Annotated in this window: 13 protein-coding genes; 1 reads left to right on the forward strand and 12 read right to left on the reverse strand. The window is 66.9% G+C overall.

All coding sequences use genetic code 11. The features are described 5' to 3' along the window. Positions 1 to 35 precede the first annotated feature (35 nt). The 6 genes from VG502_RS06455 to rpsA form a co-directional block, all read right to left on the reverse strand. Positions 36 to 1,115 (reverse strand): ABC transporter ATP-binding protein, encoded by a 1,080-nt coding sequence (locus VG502_RS06455; RefSeq protein ID WP_325549203.1) that lies wholly within the window; start codon positions 1,113 to 1,115, stop codon positions 36 to 38. A 3-nt stretch (positions 1,116 to 1,118) separates the two neighbouring features. After that, positions 1,119 to 2,438: an ABC transporter substrate-binding protein gene (locus VG502_RS06460; protein ID WP_325549204.1), complete on the reverse strand. Its 1,320-nt coding sequence runs from the start codon at positions 2,436 to 2,438 to the stop codon at positions 1,119 to 1,121. Between the two features lie 23 nt (positions 2,439 to 2,461). Next, positions 2,462 to 3,364 carry a carbohydrate ABC transporter permease gene (locus VG502_RS06465; RefSeq protein ID WP_325549205.1) on the reverse strand — a complete coding sequence of 301 codons (903 nt, stop codon included), beginning with the start codon at positions 3,362 to 3,364 and terminating at the stop codon, positions 2,462 to 2,464. Beyond that, positions 3,357 to 4,316 carry a carbohydrate ABC transporter permease gene (locus VG502_RS06470; RefSeq protein WP_325549206.1) on the reverse strand — a complete coding sequence of 320 codons (960 nt, stop codon included), beginning with the start codon at positions 4,314 to 4,316 and terminating at the stop codon, positions 3,357 to 3,359. Before VG502_RS06470 ends, VG502_RS06465 begins: the two co-directional genes overlap by 8 nt. 95 nt (positions 4,317 to 4,411) lie before the next feature. Then, complete coding sequence (gene coaE, locus VG502_RS06475) at positions 4,412 to 5,353, reverse strand: dephospho-CoA kinase (protein WP_325549207.1); 942 nt, start codon at positions 5,351 to 5,353, stop codon at positions 4,412 to 4,414. Between the two features lie 134 nt (positions 5,354 to 5,487). Then, positions 5,488 to 6,981, reverse strand: a complete 1,494-nt coding sequence (rpsA, locus tag VG502_RS06480) for a 30S ribosomal protein S1 (RefSeq protein WP_325549208.1) — start codon at positions 6,979 to 6,981, stop codon at positions 5,488 to 5,490. 226 nt (positions 6,982 to 7,207) lie between these two features. On the opposite strand from rpsA, the gene VG502_RS06485 reads away from it, so the two are divergent. Then, complete coding sequence (locus VG502_RS06485) at positions 7,208 to 8,014, forward strand: class I SAM-dependent methyltransferase (RefSeq protein ID WP_325549209.1); 807 nt, start codon at positions 7,208 to 7,210, stop codon at positions 8,012 to 8,014. Positions 8,015 to 8,063: 49 nt separating this feature from the next. On the opposite strand, the gene VG502_RS06490 is transcribed toward VG502_RS06485, so the two are convergent. From VG502_RS06490 to VG502_RS06515, 6 genes are all read right to left on the reverse strand, one after another. Beyond that, complete coding sequence (locus VG502_RS06490) at positions 8,064 to 9,488, reverse strand: GntP family permease (RefSeq protein ID WP_325549210.1); 1,425 nt, start codon at positions 9,486 to 9,488, stop codon at positions 8,064 to 8,066. 96 nt (positions 9,489 to 9,584) lie between these two features. Then, complete coding sequence (locus VG502_RS06495; RefSeq protein WP_325549211.1) at positions 9,585 to 10,097, reverse strand: LacI family DNA-binding transcriptional regulator; 513 nt, start codon at positions 10,095 to 10,097, stop codon at positions 9,585 to 9,587. A gap of 185 nt (positions 10,098 to 10,282) precedes the next feature. Beyond that, positions 10,283 to 11,338: a cell envelope lipid trafficking protein PgfA gene (gene pgfA / locus VG502_RS06500; RefSeq protein WP_325549212.1), complete on the reverse strand. Its 1,056-nt coding sequence runs from the start codon at positions 11,336 to 11,338 to the stop codon at positions 10,283 to 10,285. A gap of 63 nt (positions 11,339 to 11,401) precedes the next feature. Next, positions 11,402 to 11,986, reverse strand: a complete 585-nt coding sequence (locus VG502_RS06505) for a D-glycero-alpha-D-manno-heptose-1,7-bisphosphate 7-phosphatase (RefSeq protein ID WP_325549213.1) — start codon at positions 11,984 to 11,986, stop codon at positions 11,402 to 11,404. Continuing rightward, positions 11,977 to 12,600 carry a D-sedoheptulose-7-phosphate isomerase gene (locus VG502_RS06510; protein WP_325549214.1) on the reverse strand — a complete coding sequence of 208 codons (624 nt, stop codon included), beginning with the start codon at positions 12,598 to 12,600 and terminating at the stop codon, positions 11,977 to 11,979. The genes VG502_RS06505 and VG502_RS06510 overlap by 10 nt, the downstream gene beginning before the upstream one ends. Then, on the reverse strand, positions 12,600 to 13,685 hold the full coding sequence (locus tag VG502_RS06515) for a GHMP family kinase ATP-binding protein (RefSeq protein ID WP_325549215.1): 1,086 nt from the start codon (positions 13,683 to 13,685) through the stop codon (positions 12,600 to 12,602). The genes VG502_RS06510 and VG502_RS06515 overlap by 1 nt, the downstream gene beginning before the upstream one ends. Between the last annotated feature and the right edge of the window lie 11 nt (positions 13,686 to 13,696).

Raw genomic sequence — 13,696 nt, forward strand, 5'->3', positions numbered from 1 at the left:
TTGCACAACTAATTTTCGGGTGTCGGTGCGGAGAGTCAGAGCCGCTCGCCGGATTCCGCGTCGAAGACGTGGACCTCCTCCACGGCCGGCGTCACGCGCACGACGTCACCCTCGGCCGGCCGGTGCTTCTTGTCGGTGCGCACGGTGAGTCGGAGGCCGCCGGCATCGACGCCCTCCGGCCTGCCGTAGACGAAGACCTCGGCACCGAGCGACTCCACCAGCTCCACCTTCAGCGGTATGCCGTCCTTGCCCAGCGCGTCCCCGATCGTCCACGACTCCGGACGTATGCCGACGGTGACGCGCTTCGCCGAACCCCCGCGGTCGCGCTCCAACGGCACTGTCGCACCATGGAATTCGGCTCGCCCATCGCGCACCGTCGCGTCGATCAGATTGATCGCCGGTGACCCGATGAAGCCGGCGACGAAGGTGTTGACCGGATGGTCGTAGAGCGCCTCCGGCGTGTCCACCTGCTGCAGCACTCCGTCGCGCAGCACCGCCACCCGGTGGCCCATCGTCATGGCTTCGGTCTGGTCGTGCGTGACGTAGACCGTCGTGACTCCGAGTCGCCGCTGCAACGCGGCGATCTGCGCGCGGGTCGAGACACGCAGTTTGGCGTCGAGGTTGGACAGTGGCTCGTCCATGCAGAAGACCTTCGGGTTCCGCACGATCGCCCGACCCATCGCCACCCGCTGCCGCTGGCCGCCGGACAGTTGACCCGGCTTGCGGTCCAGCAACTTCTCCAGCTCGAGGATCTGGGCGGCTTCCAGCACGCGTGCATGCGCATCGGCCTTGCTCACGCCGGCGTTGCGCAGGGCGAACGCCATGTTCTCCTCCGCCGACATGTTCGGGTAGAGCGCGTAGCTCTGGAAGACCATCGCGACGTCCCGGTCCCGAGGACGGACGCCCTTCTGGTCGTGACCGTCGATGAGGATCCGGCCGCCGTCGACCGGCTCGAGGCCGGCGAGCATCCGCAGGGTCGTCGATTTCCCACAGCCGGACGGCCCGACGAGCACCAGGAATTCGCCGTCGTCGATGTCCAGCGTGACGCCGTCCACCGAGGGCTGCGTGTTGCCCTTGTGACGCCGGGTCGCGGCGTCGAAATATACCGAAGCCATCTCTCAGGCCTTGAGCTTCGGCTTCACCTGCGTCTCGTACGCCTTGGTGATGGTCTTGTCCAGACCCGCCATGGTCGTCTTGACGTCCGAACCCGCGATGATCTTGTCCAGCGCCGCGCCGATCGTCGCACCGCCGTTCGGCACGAACACGCGGGCGTTGTCCTGCGGCCGGGTTCTGGGCAACTGGTCGACGGCGACCTTGAAGTTCGGGTTCTTCTTCAGGTAGGCCACCTCCTCGGGCAGCTTCAGCGCCGACTTGCGCACCGGCATGTAGCCGGTCGCCTGGGTGAAGGTCACGGTGCTCTTGGCGTTGGTCAGGAACTCCAGGAACTTCGCCGCGTTCGCCTTGCGCGCCGCGGAGATGCCCTCCGGGATCGCCAGGCCGGCGCCGCCCGTCGGGCAGCATTTGACCCCGCCCGGAGCCGGGACGAAGCCCACGCCCAGCTCGAAGGGCAGGTCCTTGAAGCCGCCGAGGTCACCGGTGGATTCCAACAGCACGCCGCCGAGGCCGGCGCCGAAGTCGCTCGCGGAGTCGGCCGACGTCTTCACCCAGCCCTTCTTGCCCCAGTCGGACAGCACGGTCGCGGCCTTGAGCGTCTTCGGGTCGCTGAAGGTGGTCTTCCAGCCCTTGGAGTAGCCCCCGCCGTACGACCAGGCGATGGACTGGAAGGTCCAGTCCAGGTAGTCCGCGCCGTCGTCGAGGATCAGCGCATGCTTGCCGCCGCCCAGCGCCGCCTGCAGCTTCGGCGCCCACTGGGTGAACTCGTCCCAGGACCTCGGCGAACGGTCCGGCAGGCCGGCCTTCTTGAAGGCGTCCTTGTTGTAGTAGAAGAGCACCGTCGAGCGCGCATAGGGAATCGCGTAGTGCTTGCCGAGGTACTTGTAGTCGCCATACAGACCCTCGACGTAGTCGTCGGTCGACAGGCCCTCCTTCTTGAAGAGCGCGTCGATGTCGGTGAAGCGGTTGTTGATCGCGAAGTTGAACCAGGTGACGTCGGAGGCCACGATCACGTCCGGCAGGTTGCCACCGGCGAGTGCGGCGTTGAACTTCTGCCCGACCTCCTCATAGTCCTTGCCGGCGTCGGTCAGCTTGACCTTGAGCTTGGGGTTGGCCTTCTCGAACTCCGCGATGATCTTCTTCTCGGTGTCGGTCGAGGTCCCCGGGTGATTGCTCCAGAAGTCGATCGTGTTGGAGTCTCCGCCGCCGCCCTTGCCGCTCTTCCCGGAGGACTCCGAGCCGGTCCCGGCACAGGCTGCCAGGCCGGTGGCGGCTACGGCGCCACCTGCTGCACCGAAAAATCCGCGGCGAGTCAAACCAGACATGTGATGCTCCTTCGTGTGAAGTTTCAGCCCTTAACCGCACCCGCGGTGAGGCCCTTGATCATGTGACGTTGCAACGCGAGGAAGACGATGAGCACCGGCAGCATGGCCAGCACGGTGGCCGCCATCACCGGCCCCCACTGGGTGATGCCGTCGTTGTTCTGCAGGTGGGTCAGTCCGATGGGGAGCGTGCCGCTGCGGCTGTCGTCGGACATCAGGAACGGCCAGAGGTATTCGTTCCACTCGTTGACCACGGTGATGATCGAGAAGGCGATCAGCGTCGGCCAGGACATCGGCAGGACGACCCGCCAGAGCAGCTTCAGCGGCCCGGCACCGTCGAGTCGGGCCGCCTCGATGATCTCGCCGGGCACCGACAGGAACTGGTTGCGCATCAGGAACGTGCCGAAGGCGACGCCCGCGAGCGGGATGATGATGCCCTGGTAGGTGTTGCGCCAGCCGAGCTGGCTGACCAGTGCGTAGTTGGAGATCACGGTGATCTGGTTGGGCACCATCAGCGCCGCGATGATGATCACGAACAGCAGGTTGCGCCCCGGGAAACGCAACAGCGACAACGCATACGCGCTGAGCACGCCGAGCACGATCTTCGCGATCGACAGGATCGCAGTGATGATCACCGAGTTGCGGAAGTAGTCCCAGAACGGGATCGAGGTCGTGGCCGAGTGGTAGCCGTCCGACGTCGGATGCGCCGGCCACCACTGCGCCGGCTGGGTGTAGATGTCCGGTCGCTGCTTGAACGACGTGACCACGATCCAGAAGAGCGGTGCGGCGACCAGCAGGAAGACCAGCACGATGCCGATGTAGCCACCGACCTTCATGCCGAGGCCGCCGAAGCCGGCCGCCTCCGCGTTGTGTGCGCCGGTCGGCTTCTCGTCGGTGTCGACCCCGGTCAGCGCGGTGGTGTCAGTCACGGTGCATCCCCCGATCCATGACTCGGACCTGGATCACCGTGATGATCAACAGGATCACGAACATGATGGTCGCGATCGTCGCGCCATACCCGGCCTTGCTGTTGACGAAGGTCTCCCGATAGACCTGGTAGACCAACGTCGTCGTGCCGTAACCCTGCGGGCCTCCCCTGGTCTCCACGTTGATGATGTCGAAGACCTGGACCGAGTTGAGCAGCACCGTGATCGACAGGAAGAACGTCGTCGGCCGCAGCTGCGGCAACAGCACCTTGTAGAACCGTCGCCACGCCGACGCGCCGTCGATCTCGGCGGCCTCGTCGAGATCGGCGCGTCGCCCCTGGAGCGCGGCGAGATAGATGACGAAGGTGTAGCCGAGGTTCTTCCACACATAGGTCGTGGTGACCATGACCAGGGCCCAGCCGGGCCGCTGGTAGAAGTCCGGCACCTGGATCCCGACCCGATGGAACAGGTCGCGCAGCATGCCGAAGTTCGGGTCGAACACGAACTGGAAGGCGATGCCGACCGCGGCTCCGGAGATGACGAACGGCGCGAAGATCGCCGACCGCACCAGGTTCCGCCCACGCAGCTTCTGGTCCAGCAGGATCGCCAGTGCCAGACCGAGCGCCATCGAGATGCCGACCGCGCACACCGTGAAGATCAGCGTGTTGCGCAGCACCTCATGCGAATTCGAGTCGTGCCACCAGGTCTTGTAGTTGTCGAAACCGATGTAATGCGCGACGGGCGCGGCGATGTTCCAGTCGGTGAACGACAGCCGGAAGTTGTCGAGCAACGGCCGGTAGGTGAAGATCACCAGCAGGACGAGGTTCGGCAGCAACAGCGCAGCTGCGAGCAGCCACTCGCCATACGGCCGGCCACTGCGACGTGGCGGCGGGCCGACAGGAGCCGGCGGACCCGATCGCGGCGCCGCGGCAGCGGTGTCGGGTGGTGCGGTCACGACCGCACAGCTTCATCGACGATGGACAACACGGCTGAACACTAGTGTGCGCACAGCCGACACGGGGGAAACTTTCCCGTGCGTCCACCGAACTGTTACTTCGTTACGTGCCGAAGCTGTAGCAGCACCGGAGCCTCTGGATCGCAGGAGGCGAATGCCAGGCGGTTCGTGCCCGTCGACTTCGGCAGCGGGACGAAACCTGCTGCGCGCAGCGCAGGTCGCACGGCCGACCGCGCGGGATCGTGGTCCGTGCTCAGCACCAGCCCGACGGGCTCGCCGGCGGACGATGCCGGACGTGCCCTCACTCGCACATGCTCGCTGAGCCCCGCGATGGCGAACTGACGCCTGAGCCGCTCGCTCGCTCTTCGGATACTGACGTCCATGCGATCGCCCTCGGCACCGGTTGGATCGTCGAGAGCGGGCCGGTCCGCCAGCAGGTTCTCGTTGTATGGCGAAAGGCGTTCCCGCCACAGGGTTTCCACCTGATCGAGCAGCTGCTCGCGGGTGCCGTTGTTGTCCAGGACGACGTCTGCGGCGGCATACCGCTGCTCGTCGGTGGCCTGCGCGGACACCCGTGCCTGCGCGTCGGCGTGCGACATACCGCGGTCGCGCATGATCCGCTCGATGCGCACATCCTCAGCAGCATCGACGATGAGTGTCAGGTGGTAGTCGGCCGCCAGGCCGCCCTCGACCAGCAACGGCATGTCGTGCACCACGATGGCGTCGAGCGGCGCCTGCGCGTGCTGCTGTGCGGTCAACTCCCGGATCCGCGGGTGCGTGATCGCCTCGAGGTCGCGGCGGGCCGCTTCGTCGGCGAAGACGATCGCGCCCAGCGCCGGGCGATTCAACGAACCATCCGGCAGCAGCACGCCGTCGCCGAATCGTGCTGCGACCTCTGCCAATCCGTCGCTGCCACGATCGACCACCGCCCGCGCCAGCGCATCCGCGTCGATGACCACCGCACCCAACTCGGCGAGCCGCGCCGACACCGTCGACTTCCCGGAGCCGATCCCGCCGCTGAGTCCCAGATAGAGCACGGGCGAGAGCCTAGTGCGGCGCCGCCGGGCGAAATCGGCGGACCACCGCGGAACACCGGCAGGTATGACGAAAGCCCCCGGAACCGAGTGGTTCCAGGGGCTTTCGGTTGTTTCAGCTACCGAGCGTCACCCGCTCAGTTGCCGGTGAGCTTCTCGCGCAGTGCAGCCAGCGCCTCGTCGGAGGCCAGCGTGCCCTCTGCCGGAGCGGCGGCCGGGGACGCGGACGCCGCCGGTGCGGCGCTCTCGGACGCGCTCGACTCCGAGGAGTAGGAGGTCGAACCCGCGGTGGCAGCGGTGGCAGCGGCCTCCGCGTCCTCCTTGCGGGCGCGCTCGATCTGCTCCTGGTGCGCCTCGTAGCGGGCGTGCGCCTCGGCGTACTGCTTCTCCCACTTCTCGCGCTGGGTCTCGTAGCCCTCGAGCCACTCGCCCGACTCCGGGTCGAAGCCCTCGGGGTACTTGTAGTTGCCCTGCTCGTCGTACTCCGCGGCCATGCCGTAGAGCGTCGGGTCGAACTCGGTCGCGGCAGCGGCCTCGTCGTTGGCCTGCTTCAGGCTCAGCGAGATGCGGCGACGCTCGAGGTCGATGTCGATGACCTTGACGAAGATCTCCTGGCCGACCTGGACGACCTGCTCCGGCAACTCCACGTGGCGCTCGGCCAGCTCGGAGATGTGGACCAGACCCTCGATGCCGTCCTCGACGCGGACGAACGCACCGAACGGCACCAGCTTGGTGACCTTGCCCGGCACGACCTGGCCGATGGCGTGGGTGCGGGCGAAGTGCTGCCACGGGTCTTCCTGGGTCGCCTTCAGGGACAGCGAGACACGCTCGCGGTCCATGTCGACGTCCAGCACCTCGACCGTGACCTCGTCGCCGACCTCGACGACCTCGGACGGGTGGTCGATGTGCTTCCAGGACAGCTCGGAGACGTGAACCAGACCGTCGACGCCACCGAGGTCGACGAACGCACCGAAGTTGACGATGCTGCTGACCACACCGGAACGGACCTGGCCCTTCTGCAGCTCCTTGAGGAAGGTCGTGCGGACCTCCGACTGGGTCTGCTCGAGCCAGGCGCGACGCGACAGGACCACGTTGTTGCGGTTCTTGTCGAGCTCGATGATCTTGGCCTCGATCTCCTTGCCGACGTACGGCTGGAGGTCGCGGACCCGGCGCATCTCGACCAGGGATGCCGGCAGGAAGCCGCGCAGGCCGATGTCCAGGATCAGGCCGCCCTTGACGACCTCGATGACGGTGCCGGTGACGACGCCGTCGTCTTCCTTGATCTGCTCGATGGTCCCCCAGGCGCGCTCGTACTGGGCGCGCTTCTTGGACAGGATGAGGCGGCCTTCCTTGTCCTCCTTCTGGAGAACGAGGGCTTCGACCTCATCGCCGACCGCCACGACCTCATTGGGGTCGACGTCATGCTTGATGGACAGCTCACGCGAGGGGATGACGCCCTCGGTCTTGTAGCCGATGTCGAGGAGGACTTCGTCCCGGTCGACCTTGACGATGACACCGTCAACGATGTCGCCGTCATTGAAGTGCTTGATCGTCGCGTCGATGGCGGCGAGCAGCTCCTCCTCGGATCCGATGTCGTTGATCGCGACCTGGGAGGTGGTGGTGGCAGTCATGTAGTAGGAAACCTTCGGTGGACATTAGATATGGACAGTGTGTTGGAATGACGTCGAGTCACTGGCCGAAGCCGGAAACATCGCGGCAAACGCCGGAGGGACCTCGTCGTCACCGACGGTGCCGAGAAGAGAACCCCTGACACGCACATGCGTGCGCGTGTTGATCCTATCGGCCCGTCCACAGCTGGGTCAAAAGGGGTCGAGCCGAAGGAGTGGAGCGGACCGGATGGACGTTTTCGGAGTCGGGCGGCGAGCCGCAGTCAACGCCGAGACGCAGGCCGCGAACCGCGCCTGGTGGGACGACGAGGCGGTCGCATACTACGCCGAGCATGGTGAGTTCCTGCAAGATGACGAACTCGTCTGGGGCCCGGAGGGCCTCACCGAGGCAGAGCTCGGCCTGCTCGGGCCGCTCGCCGGGCGCGACGTCCTGGAGATCGGCGGCGGCGCGGCCCAGGGTGGCCGGTTCGCGGCCCGTCAGGGCGCCCGGGTGGTGTCGACGGACCTGTCCGCCGGGATGCTGCGCCAGGCGACGGCCATCGACACCCGCGCCGATGCGCTACTCCCCCTCGCCCAGTGCGACGCCACCGCACTCCCCTTCGCATCGACATCCTTCGACGTCGTCTTCACGGCATACGGTGCCGTGCCGTTCGTCGCCGACAGCGCGGCGATCATGCGCGAGGCGGCGCGCGTGCTGCGCCCCGGTGGCCGTTTCGTCTTCTCCACCACACATCCGGTCCGGTGGGCGTTCCCGGACGCACCTGGGCCCGAGGGGCTGGTGGCGGACCGGTCGTACTTCGACCGCACCCCGTATGTCGAGGAGGGCGACGACGGTACGGCGACCTACGTCGAGCACCATCGCACCCTCGGCGACCGGATCCGCGAACTCGCGGCGGCCGGGCTCACCCTCGTCGACCTCGTCGAGCCGGAGTGGCCCGATCGCAACCAGCAGGTGTGGGGCGGCTGGTCCCCCACCCGTGGCCGGGTCCTGCCGGGGACGGCGATCTTCGTCGCCGACAAGCCCGTTCACGACTGAGATCTGATCCTCGGCGTCGGAGCCGGGTTGCTTCTCGGACCGTCCGGGGTCAGACGAAGATGGACAGCACGAGCACGCAGCAGAACGCGACCACACTGACCAGCGTCTGCACGGCCGTGTGCGTCTTCGTCGCGTCCCCCATCGACATACCGAAGGACTCCTTGACCAGCCAGAAGCCGGCATGGTTGACGTAGTTCAGCCCGACGGAGCCGGCACCGATCGCGACGACGACCAGCGACGCCTCCCACGATCCGGAATGCGTGAGCAGCGGCGCGACGATGCCGGTGGCGGAGACGATCCCGACGGTCGCCGAGCCCGTCGACACCGACAGCAGCAGAGCCAGCAGCCACCCGAGCACGACCACGCTGACATTCATCGTGCTGGTCGCCGATGCGATGGCATCACCGATCCCGGAGCTCTTCAGGACGCCGTTGAACGCACCTCCTCCGCCGATGATCAGCAGGATCCCGACGACCGCTTGCAGGCTCTGCGAGACCGAGCGTCGCAGGTCCTCACCGTCCCGCCCGGCGAGGAAGCCGAGCGCCACCAGTGCGTAGAGGAAACCGATCAGCATGGCAACGACGGGAGTGCCGACCAGTGTTGCGGCCTTGAGCACTCCGGAGCCCTCCGGCAGCCAGATCTCCGCAAAAGTACGGAACAGCATGAGTGCGACCGGCACCAGGATGGCCACGATCGCCGGCGCGGTCCGCACCTTCCGGTCCCGGCCGGAACCACCCACCGAGCCCGCGGGCACTCCGGCACCGGACAGCTTTCCCGTCGTCTCGGCGCGTGTGAACTGCTCGACCAGGGCGGCGTCCGGCTCGATCACGACGCGGTGTGCCATGAATCGTGCGAACAGCGGACCGGAGATCAGCACTGTCGGAACGGCGCAGATGAATCCGATCAGGATGGTCTTGCCCAGGTCCGCGTGCAGGCCGTCGACGGCGACCAGCGGTCCCGGGTGCGGCGGAACCATGCCGTGCAGCGTGGCAAGTGCCGCAACCGTGGGGATCATCAGCAAGGTGTATGGCGACGAGACCTCCGGCCGCTGCTCCTTGATCTGCTGCGCCACGCTGAACACCAGCGGGAGCAGCACGATCAGCCCGACCTCGAAGAACATCGGGATGCCGATCACGAATGCGGCAGCCGCCATGGCGAACGGCAGCATGCGCACACTGGATCTGCTGACGATCGAGCGCGCGATGCGATCGGTCGCACCCGAATCGGCCATCAGCCGGCCCAGCATCGTGCCGAGCGCCAGGGTCATGCCCACGTCGCCGAGGATGCCGCCCGCTCCGTCCTCCAATGACGACGCGATCTTGTCCGGGCCCTCGCCGGCCGCCACACCGACGAGGACGGACACCACCAGCAATGCGACGAACGGATGCAATTTGACCCGGGAGTTGATCAGCGCGATGAGAAGCGCGATCGCTACCACGAGCAGGGCGAGCAGATACCAACTGTGCAACGACACAGGGACTCCTGAGGGGACGAGGGCAACCGATCGCGGTTCCGGAATCGATTCCGGAACAGTATGGCGACGATCACATAGCCCGTCAATCGGCCCCGGTCAGCCCGGTCGTGCCGTGCTCCGCTCGCCCAGCTGTTCGAGCAACCGGGTCATCGCCAGCCGGGTCGCCTGCGCGTCGGCAGTGGTGTGAACCAGCGGTATGTCGGCATCCAATTCCGTTGTGCCGTCGGCACTTTCGGCACTCTCGACCAAGCACGCGCCATCGATGGACATCCCGCCCAGTTGCGCACTCGCGTCACTGCGATCGAGGGAGGCACGCGAACCGACCAGTAATTGGTAACCGGCATCAGCCGCGCATTGTGCGGCGACGCGGAGCACCTCACCGATCGCGGGGAGCTCGAGCGGGACGAAGAGCGCCACGACGTCATACCGCCCGGTGCGTAGCGCACGCGCCGACCGGTTCGGCTGGTAACCCATCGAGGACGCGACATCCAGGATGCGCTCCCGGGTGGCTGCTCCCACCTCGTCCTGTCCGGACAGGGCACGGGAGGCGGTTGCCTTGCCGACCCCCGCAGCGCGGGCGACGTCCGCGAGCGAAATTCGTTTCACCATCCCACCTCCTCTCGCCGGTCAGCACGATCGTAGGAGGCCACCCGCGGAGCCGTCGGCCGAACCCGGACACCGCGATCGTCGGTGCGCCGGCACCGAAAGACGGCTTCCTCGCCGAGTGACGGCGCGAAAGCACTGTCACTCGGCGAGGAAGCCGTCAGTCGTGGGCCTTGCGGCCGTGTCGCCGGTCAGTCCCTGCCGTGGCGCCGCAGTACGTCGGCCGACGTCGCGTCGTCATCCGCGTTGTCGTCGAGCAGCCCCGAGACACCGCCCCGGGTGTCGTCGTCGTACTCGTAGTCGTCGTCGTAGTCGGCGTCGTTGTTGCGGCGACCCATCAGCACTGCCATCAGTGCACCACCGATGAGTAGCAGGATGCCGAGGATGCCCAGCGCCCACGGCGCGATCTTCAGGGCCTTCAGCTGCGAGGCCTTGCCCTTGTATTCGTCGACGTTGGACTTGACCGTCGCGTCGTCGAAGACCGAGGTGGTCCGCAGCACCTGCACCGACTTGTTGTTCTTGGGGTTGGTCAGCCACTGCTTCTGGCCCTCGCTCACCTTGATGAACGCGCCGGTCTGCGGCTCGACCCAGATGATGCGGTCGTTGGAGTAGGAGAACTTGGCGTGCACCCCGGGACTGCTCTTGGCGCCACCGAAGAGGAAACCGGGGCTGTCCATGGTGGGTTCGTTGGTCATGCTCTGCCGCGGCACGGTGCCCTCGTAGCGGTAGACCTCGAGGCCGTCGATCTTGTCGGTGCCGGCGTACTTCATGTTCATCGTCTTCTCGGTGGGGCCATCCCAGTAGGGGTAGGTGGTCTTCTTCGCACCGAACGGGAACTTGACGGTGTAGCCCTTGTGCTCGACGGCCTTTTCGTTCTCCGAGTCACCGCTCCACTTCACAACCTTGCCGGTGTGCCGGTCGACGGCGAACTTCTCGGTGAAGCCCTGCTGTGCAACCTTGGTCTCGGGGATCTTGGAGTACTGCCACTTGCTGAAGATGACGGCGTTGTGACCGAACTTCTTGCTCTCGTCCTTCTGGGCGACAGCGCCGATGGTCGTCGTCAGCGTGGTGTGCTGAAACTTCAAGGTGCCGGCATCGAAGAGATAGGCGTTCTTGTCGACAGCGACCTGCTTGGTGTTCTGATCGATCGGAATGACAGCCAACTTGTCAAACGCGTAGAACTTCAGCAGGAGAGCCATGGTCACGAAGAACGCGCCAAATCCGATGACGATCGCGGATTTCCGCACTGGTCTGACCTCCGGTTGTGAGCTGGAACCTACCGGACAGTAGCAGCATCCGTGCGAGTTGTGTCACACGCGGGATGCGTGGTCTCGAATCAATTTCTCGACGACCACCTGCAGAGACGACCCTGCACCGTCGACCTTCTGTGCGCTAAGCCCCGCCGACGCCGCCGCCTCCAGGTCGGTGAGCTGATCGCCCAGCAGCACACAGCGGTCCGGTGCCGCCCACGGAGCACGGCGCAGCGCCTCACGGACCAGACCGCCACGCGGTTTCCGGCAGCCGCACGTGTCCTTCTCGTGCGGGCACACCTGTATGGCGTCCACGCGCGCCCCACCGATGGCCAGCCCGGCCAGCAGCGCACGATGGACGTCCAGCAGCTCCGCACGACTCAGCTCCCCCGTCGCCATACCGCGCTGGTTGGTGATCAGCACGACGGCGCAGCCGGCGTGCTGTAGCGCGGCCACGGCCTGCGCCGCCCCCGGCAGCAGCACCAGGTCGGCAGGATCGCTGACATAACCGGGGCGGTGCACGTTGAGCGTGCCGTCCCGGTCCAGCAGCACCAGGTCGTACGGCGCCCCGGTCGAGCCGGCCGGGCGAGGGATCGGCGCGCGGCACTCGCCGAGCAGCTCGGCGTCGCTGAGAGTCACTGACACACGACGTCGACCGCCTCGCACCACACGTGCGTCCAGAGCATGTGCGCCTCCTGGATCCGCGGGGTCTCCTCGGACGGCACCGCCAGGACGTGATCGGCCCGGCCGGCCAGCCCGCGTCCCTGCTCACCGGTCAGCACGATGGTCAGCATCTTCTGCTCGCGGGCGACGTCCAGGGCCCGCAGGATGTTCTTGCTCGCACCGCTGGTGCTCATCGCCAGCAGCACGTCGCCCGGGCGCCCGAGGGCGGCGATGCCACGCGCGAACGTCTCGTCATACGCGTAGTCGTTCGCGACGGCGGTGATCGAGCTGAGCGACTCGGCGAGGTTGACCGCGGGCAGCGGTGCGCGGTCCAGGATGCACTTGCCGATGAACTCCGCGGCGACGTGACTGGCGATCGCCGCGCTGCCGCCGTTGCCGGCGACCAGCAGCGTGCCCCCCTCGACGAGCGCGTCGAGCAGGGCGGTGCCCGCGGCATCGACCTGTGCGACGAGCTCGGGCTCGGCGAGCGAACGCGACAGCGCCGCCCAGGCCGCCAGGCCCTGCTGCTGGCGATCGCTCACGGCCGGCCCGCGGCGTTCCGGCGCTACTTCGTGCAGCGCATGTCCGGTCGGCATCAGTGCTGTCCTCTCCAGGTGGTGACGCCCTGCTGGCTGAAGGTGATCTCGGAGATCGTCAGCCCCAGTGCGAGAAGTTCCTGCGCGACGATGTGTCGCCGTTCGAATTCGCAGACGAAGACGAGGTGTCCGCCGCCGCCCGCACCGGTGACCTTGCCGCCGAGAGCTCCGGCGTTGAGCGCCGTCGTGACGGCCTGGTCGATCAACGGTGTCGAGATGCGGTCGGACATCTTGCGTTTCTGCGACCACGCCTCGCCGAGCAGGCGGCCGAACCGGTCGACCTCGCCGCGCACCAGCGCGACCTTCATCCGCTCGGCGAGTGCCTTCTGCGCGCGCAGGCCCTCCAACGCCTCGGCGTTGCCGGTCTCGTAGCGCGAGCGCTGGTCCTCGATGATGTGGTCGCTCACCCGCGTGTTGCCGGTGAACGCGAGCAGCATGTTGTGCTCCAGCTCGTGCACCGTGTCATCGCGCACCCGCAGCGGATTGACGATGACCTCGTCGGCGCGGAACTCGATGTAGTTGAAGCCACCGAACGCCGCGGCGTACTGGTCCTGCGAGCCGCCGGGGATGCCCAGGTCGTCACGTTCGAGGCGGTAGGCCAGTTCGGCCACGTCGTATGGCGTGAGGTCGAGACCGCAGTGCTGCGCGACCAGCCCGATCACCGAGACCATCACCGCACTGGACGAGCCCAGTCCCGAACCCGGGGGTGCCTGGGTGTGCAGGAAGAGGTCGAAACCTCCGGACGGGCGGGCGCCCTCGATGCCGCGGATGCGGTCGATGGCCGCCTTGGGCAGGTCGAGATTGCCGTCATACTCGACCGGCTCGTCGATGTTGAAGCCGATCGAGGTGCCGTAGTCGAGCGATCGCACGGTGACCTGTCCGTCGGTGCGCGGGCGCAGCGTGCTGAACGCGAACGACGAGATCGTCGCGGACAGGACGGCGCCGCCCTCCCGCTCCGGGAACGGCGTGACATCGGTGCCGCCACCCGCGAACGAGATCCGCAGCGGTGCGCGGGCACGCAGCACCGGCCGGCTGTGGTCGATCGCCGTGTCGGCCGGCAGCAACAGATCATCGCGTGCGGTCATGGAATCCTCGG

This window comes from Flexivirga sp. (assembly GCF_035551235.1).
Lineage (GTDB): Bacteria > Actinomycetota > Actinomycetes > Actinomycetales > Dermatophilaceae > Flexivirga.

Excerpts from the sequence above, each read along its gene's own strand:
- VG502_RS06510 (WP_325549214.1), bottom strand. The coding sequence starts at position 12,600 with ATGCCGACCGGACATGCGCTGCACGAAGTAGCGCCGGAACGCCGCGGG.
- VG502_RS06460 (WP_325549204.1), bottom strand. The coding sequence starts at position 2,438 with ATGTCTGGTTTGACTCGCCGCGGATTTTTCGGTGCAGCAGGTGGCGCC.
- VG502_RS06455 (WP_325549203.1), bottom strand. The coding sequence starts at position 1,115 with ATGGCTTCGGTATATTTCGACGCCGCGACCCGGCGTCACAAGGGCAAC.
- rpsA (WP_325549208.1), bottom strand. The coding sequence starts at position 6,981 with ATGACTGCCACCACCACCTCCCAGGTCGCGATCAACGACATCGGATCC.
- VG502_RS06485 (WP_325549209.1), top strand. The coding sequence starts at position 7,208 with ATGGACGTTTTCGGAGTCGGGCGGCGAGCCGCAGTCAACGCCGAGACG.
- VG502_RS06515 (WP_325549215.1), bottom strand. The coding sequence starts at position 13,685 with ATGACCGCACGCGATGATCTGTTGCTGCCGGCCGACACGGCGATCGAC.
- VG502_RS06495 (WP_325549211.1), bottom strand. The coding sequence starts at position 10,097 with ATGGTGAAACGAATTTCGCTCGCGGACGTCGCCCGCGCTGCGGGGGTC.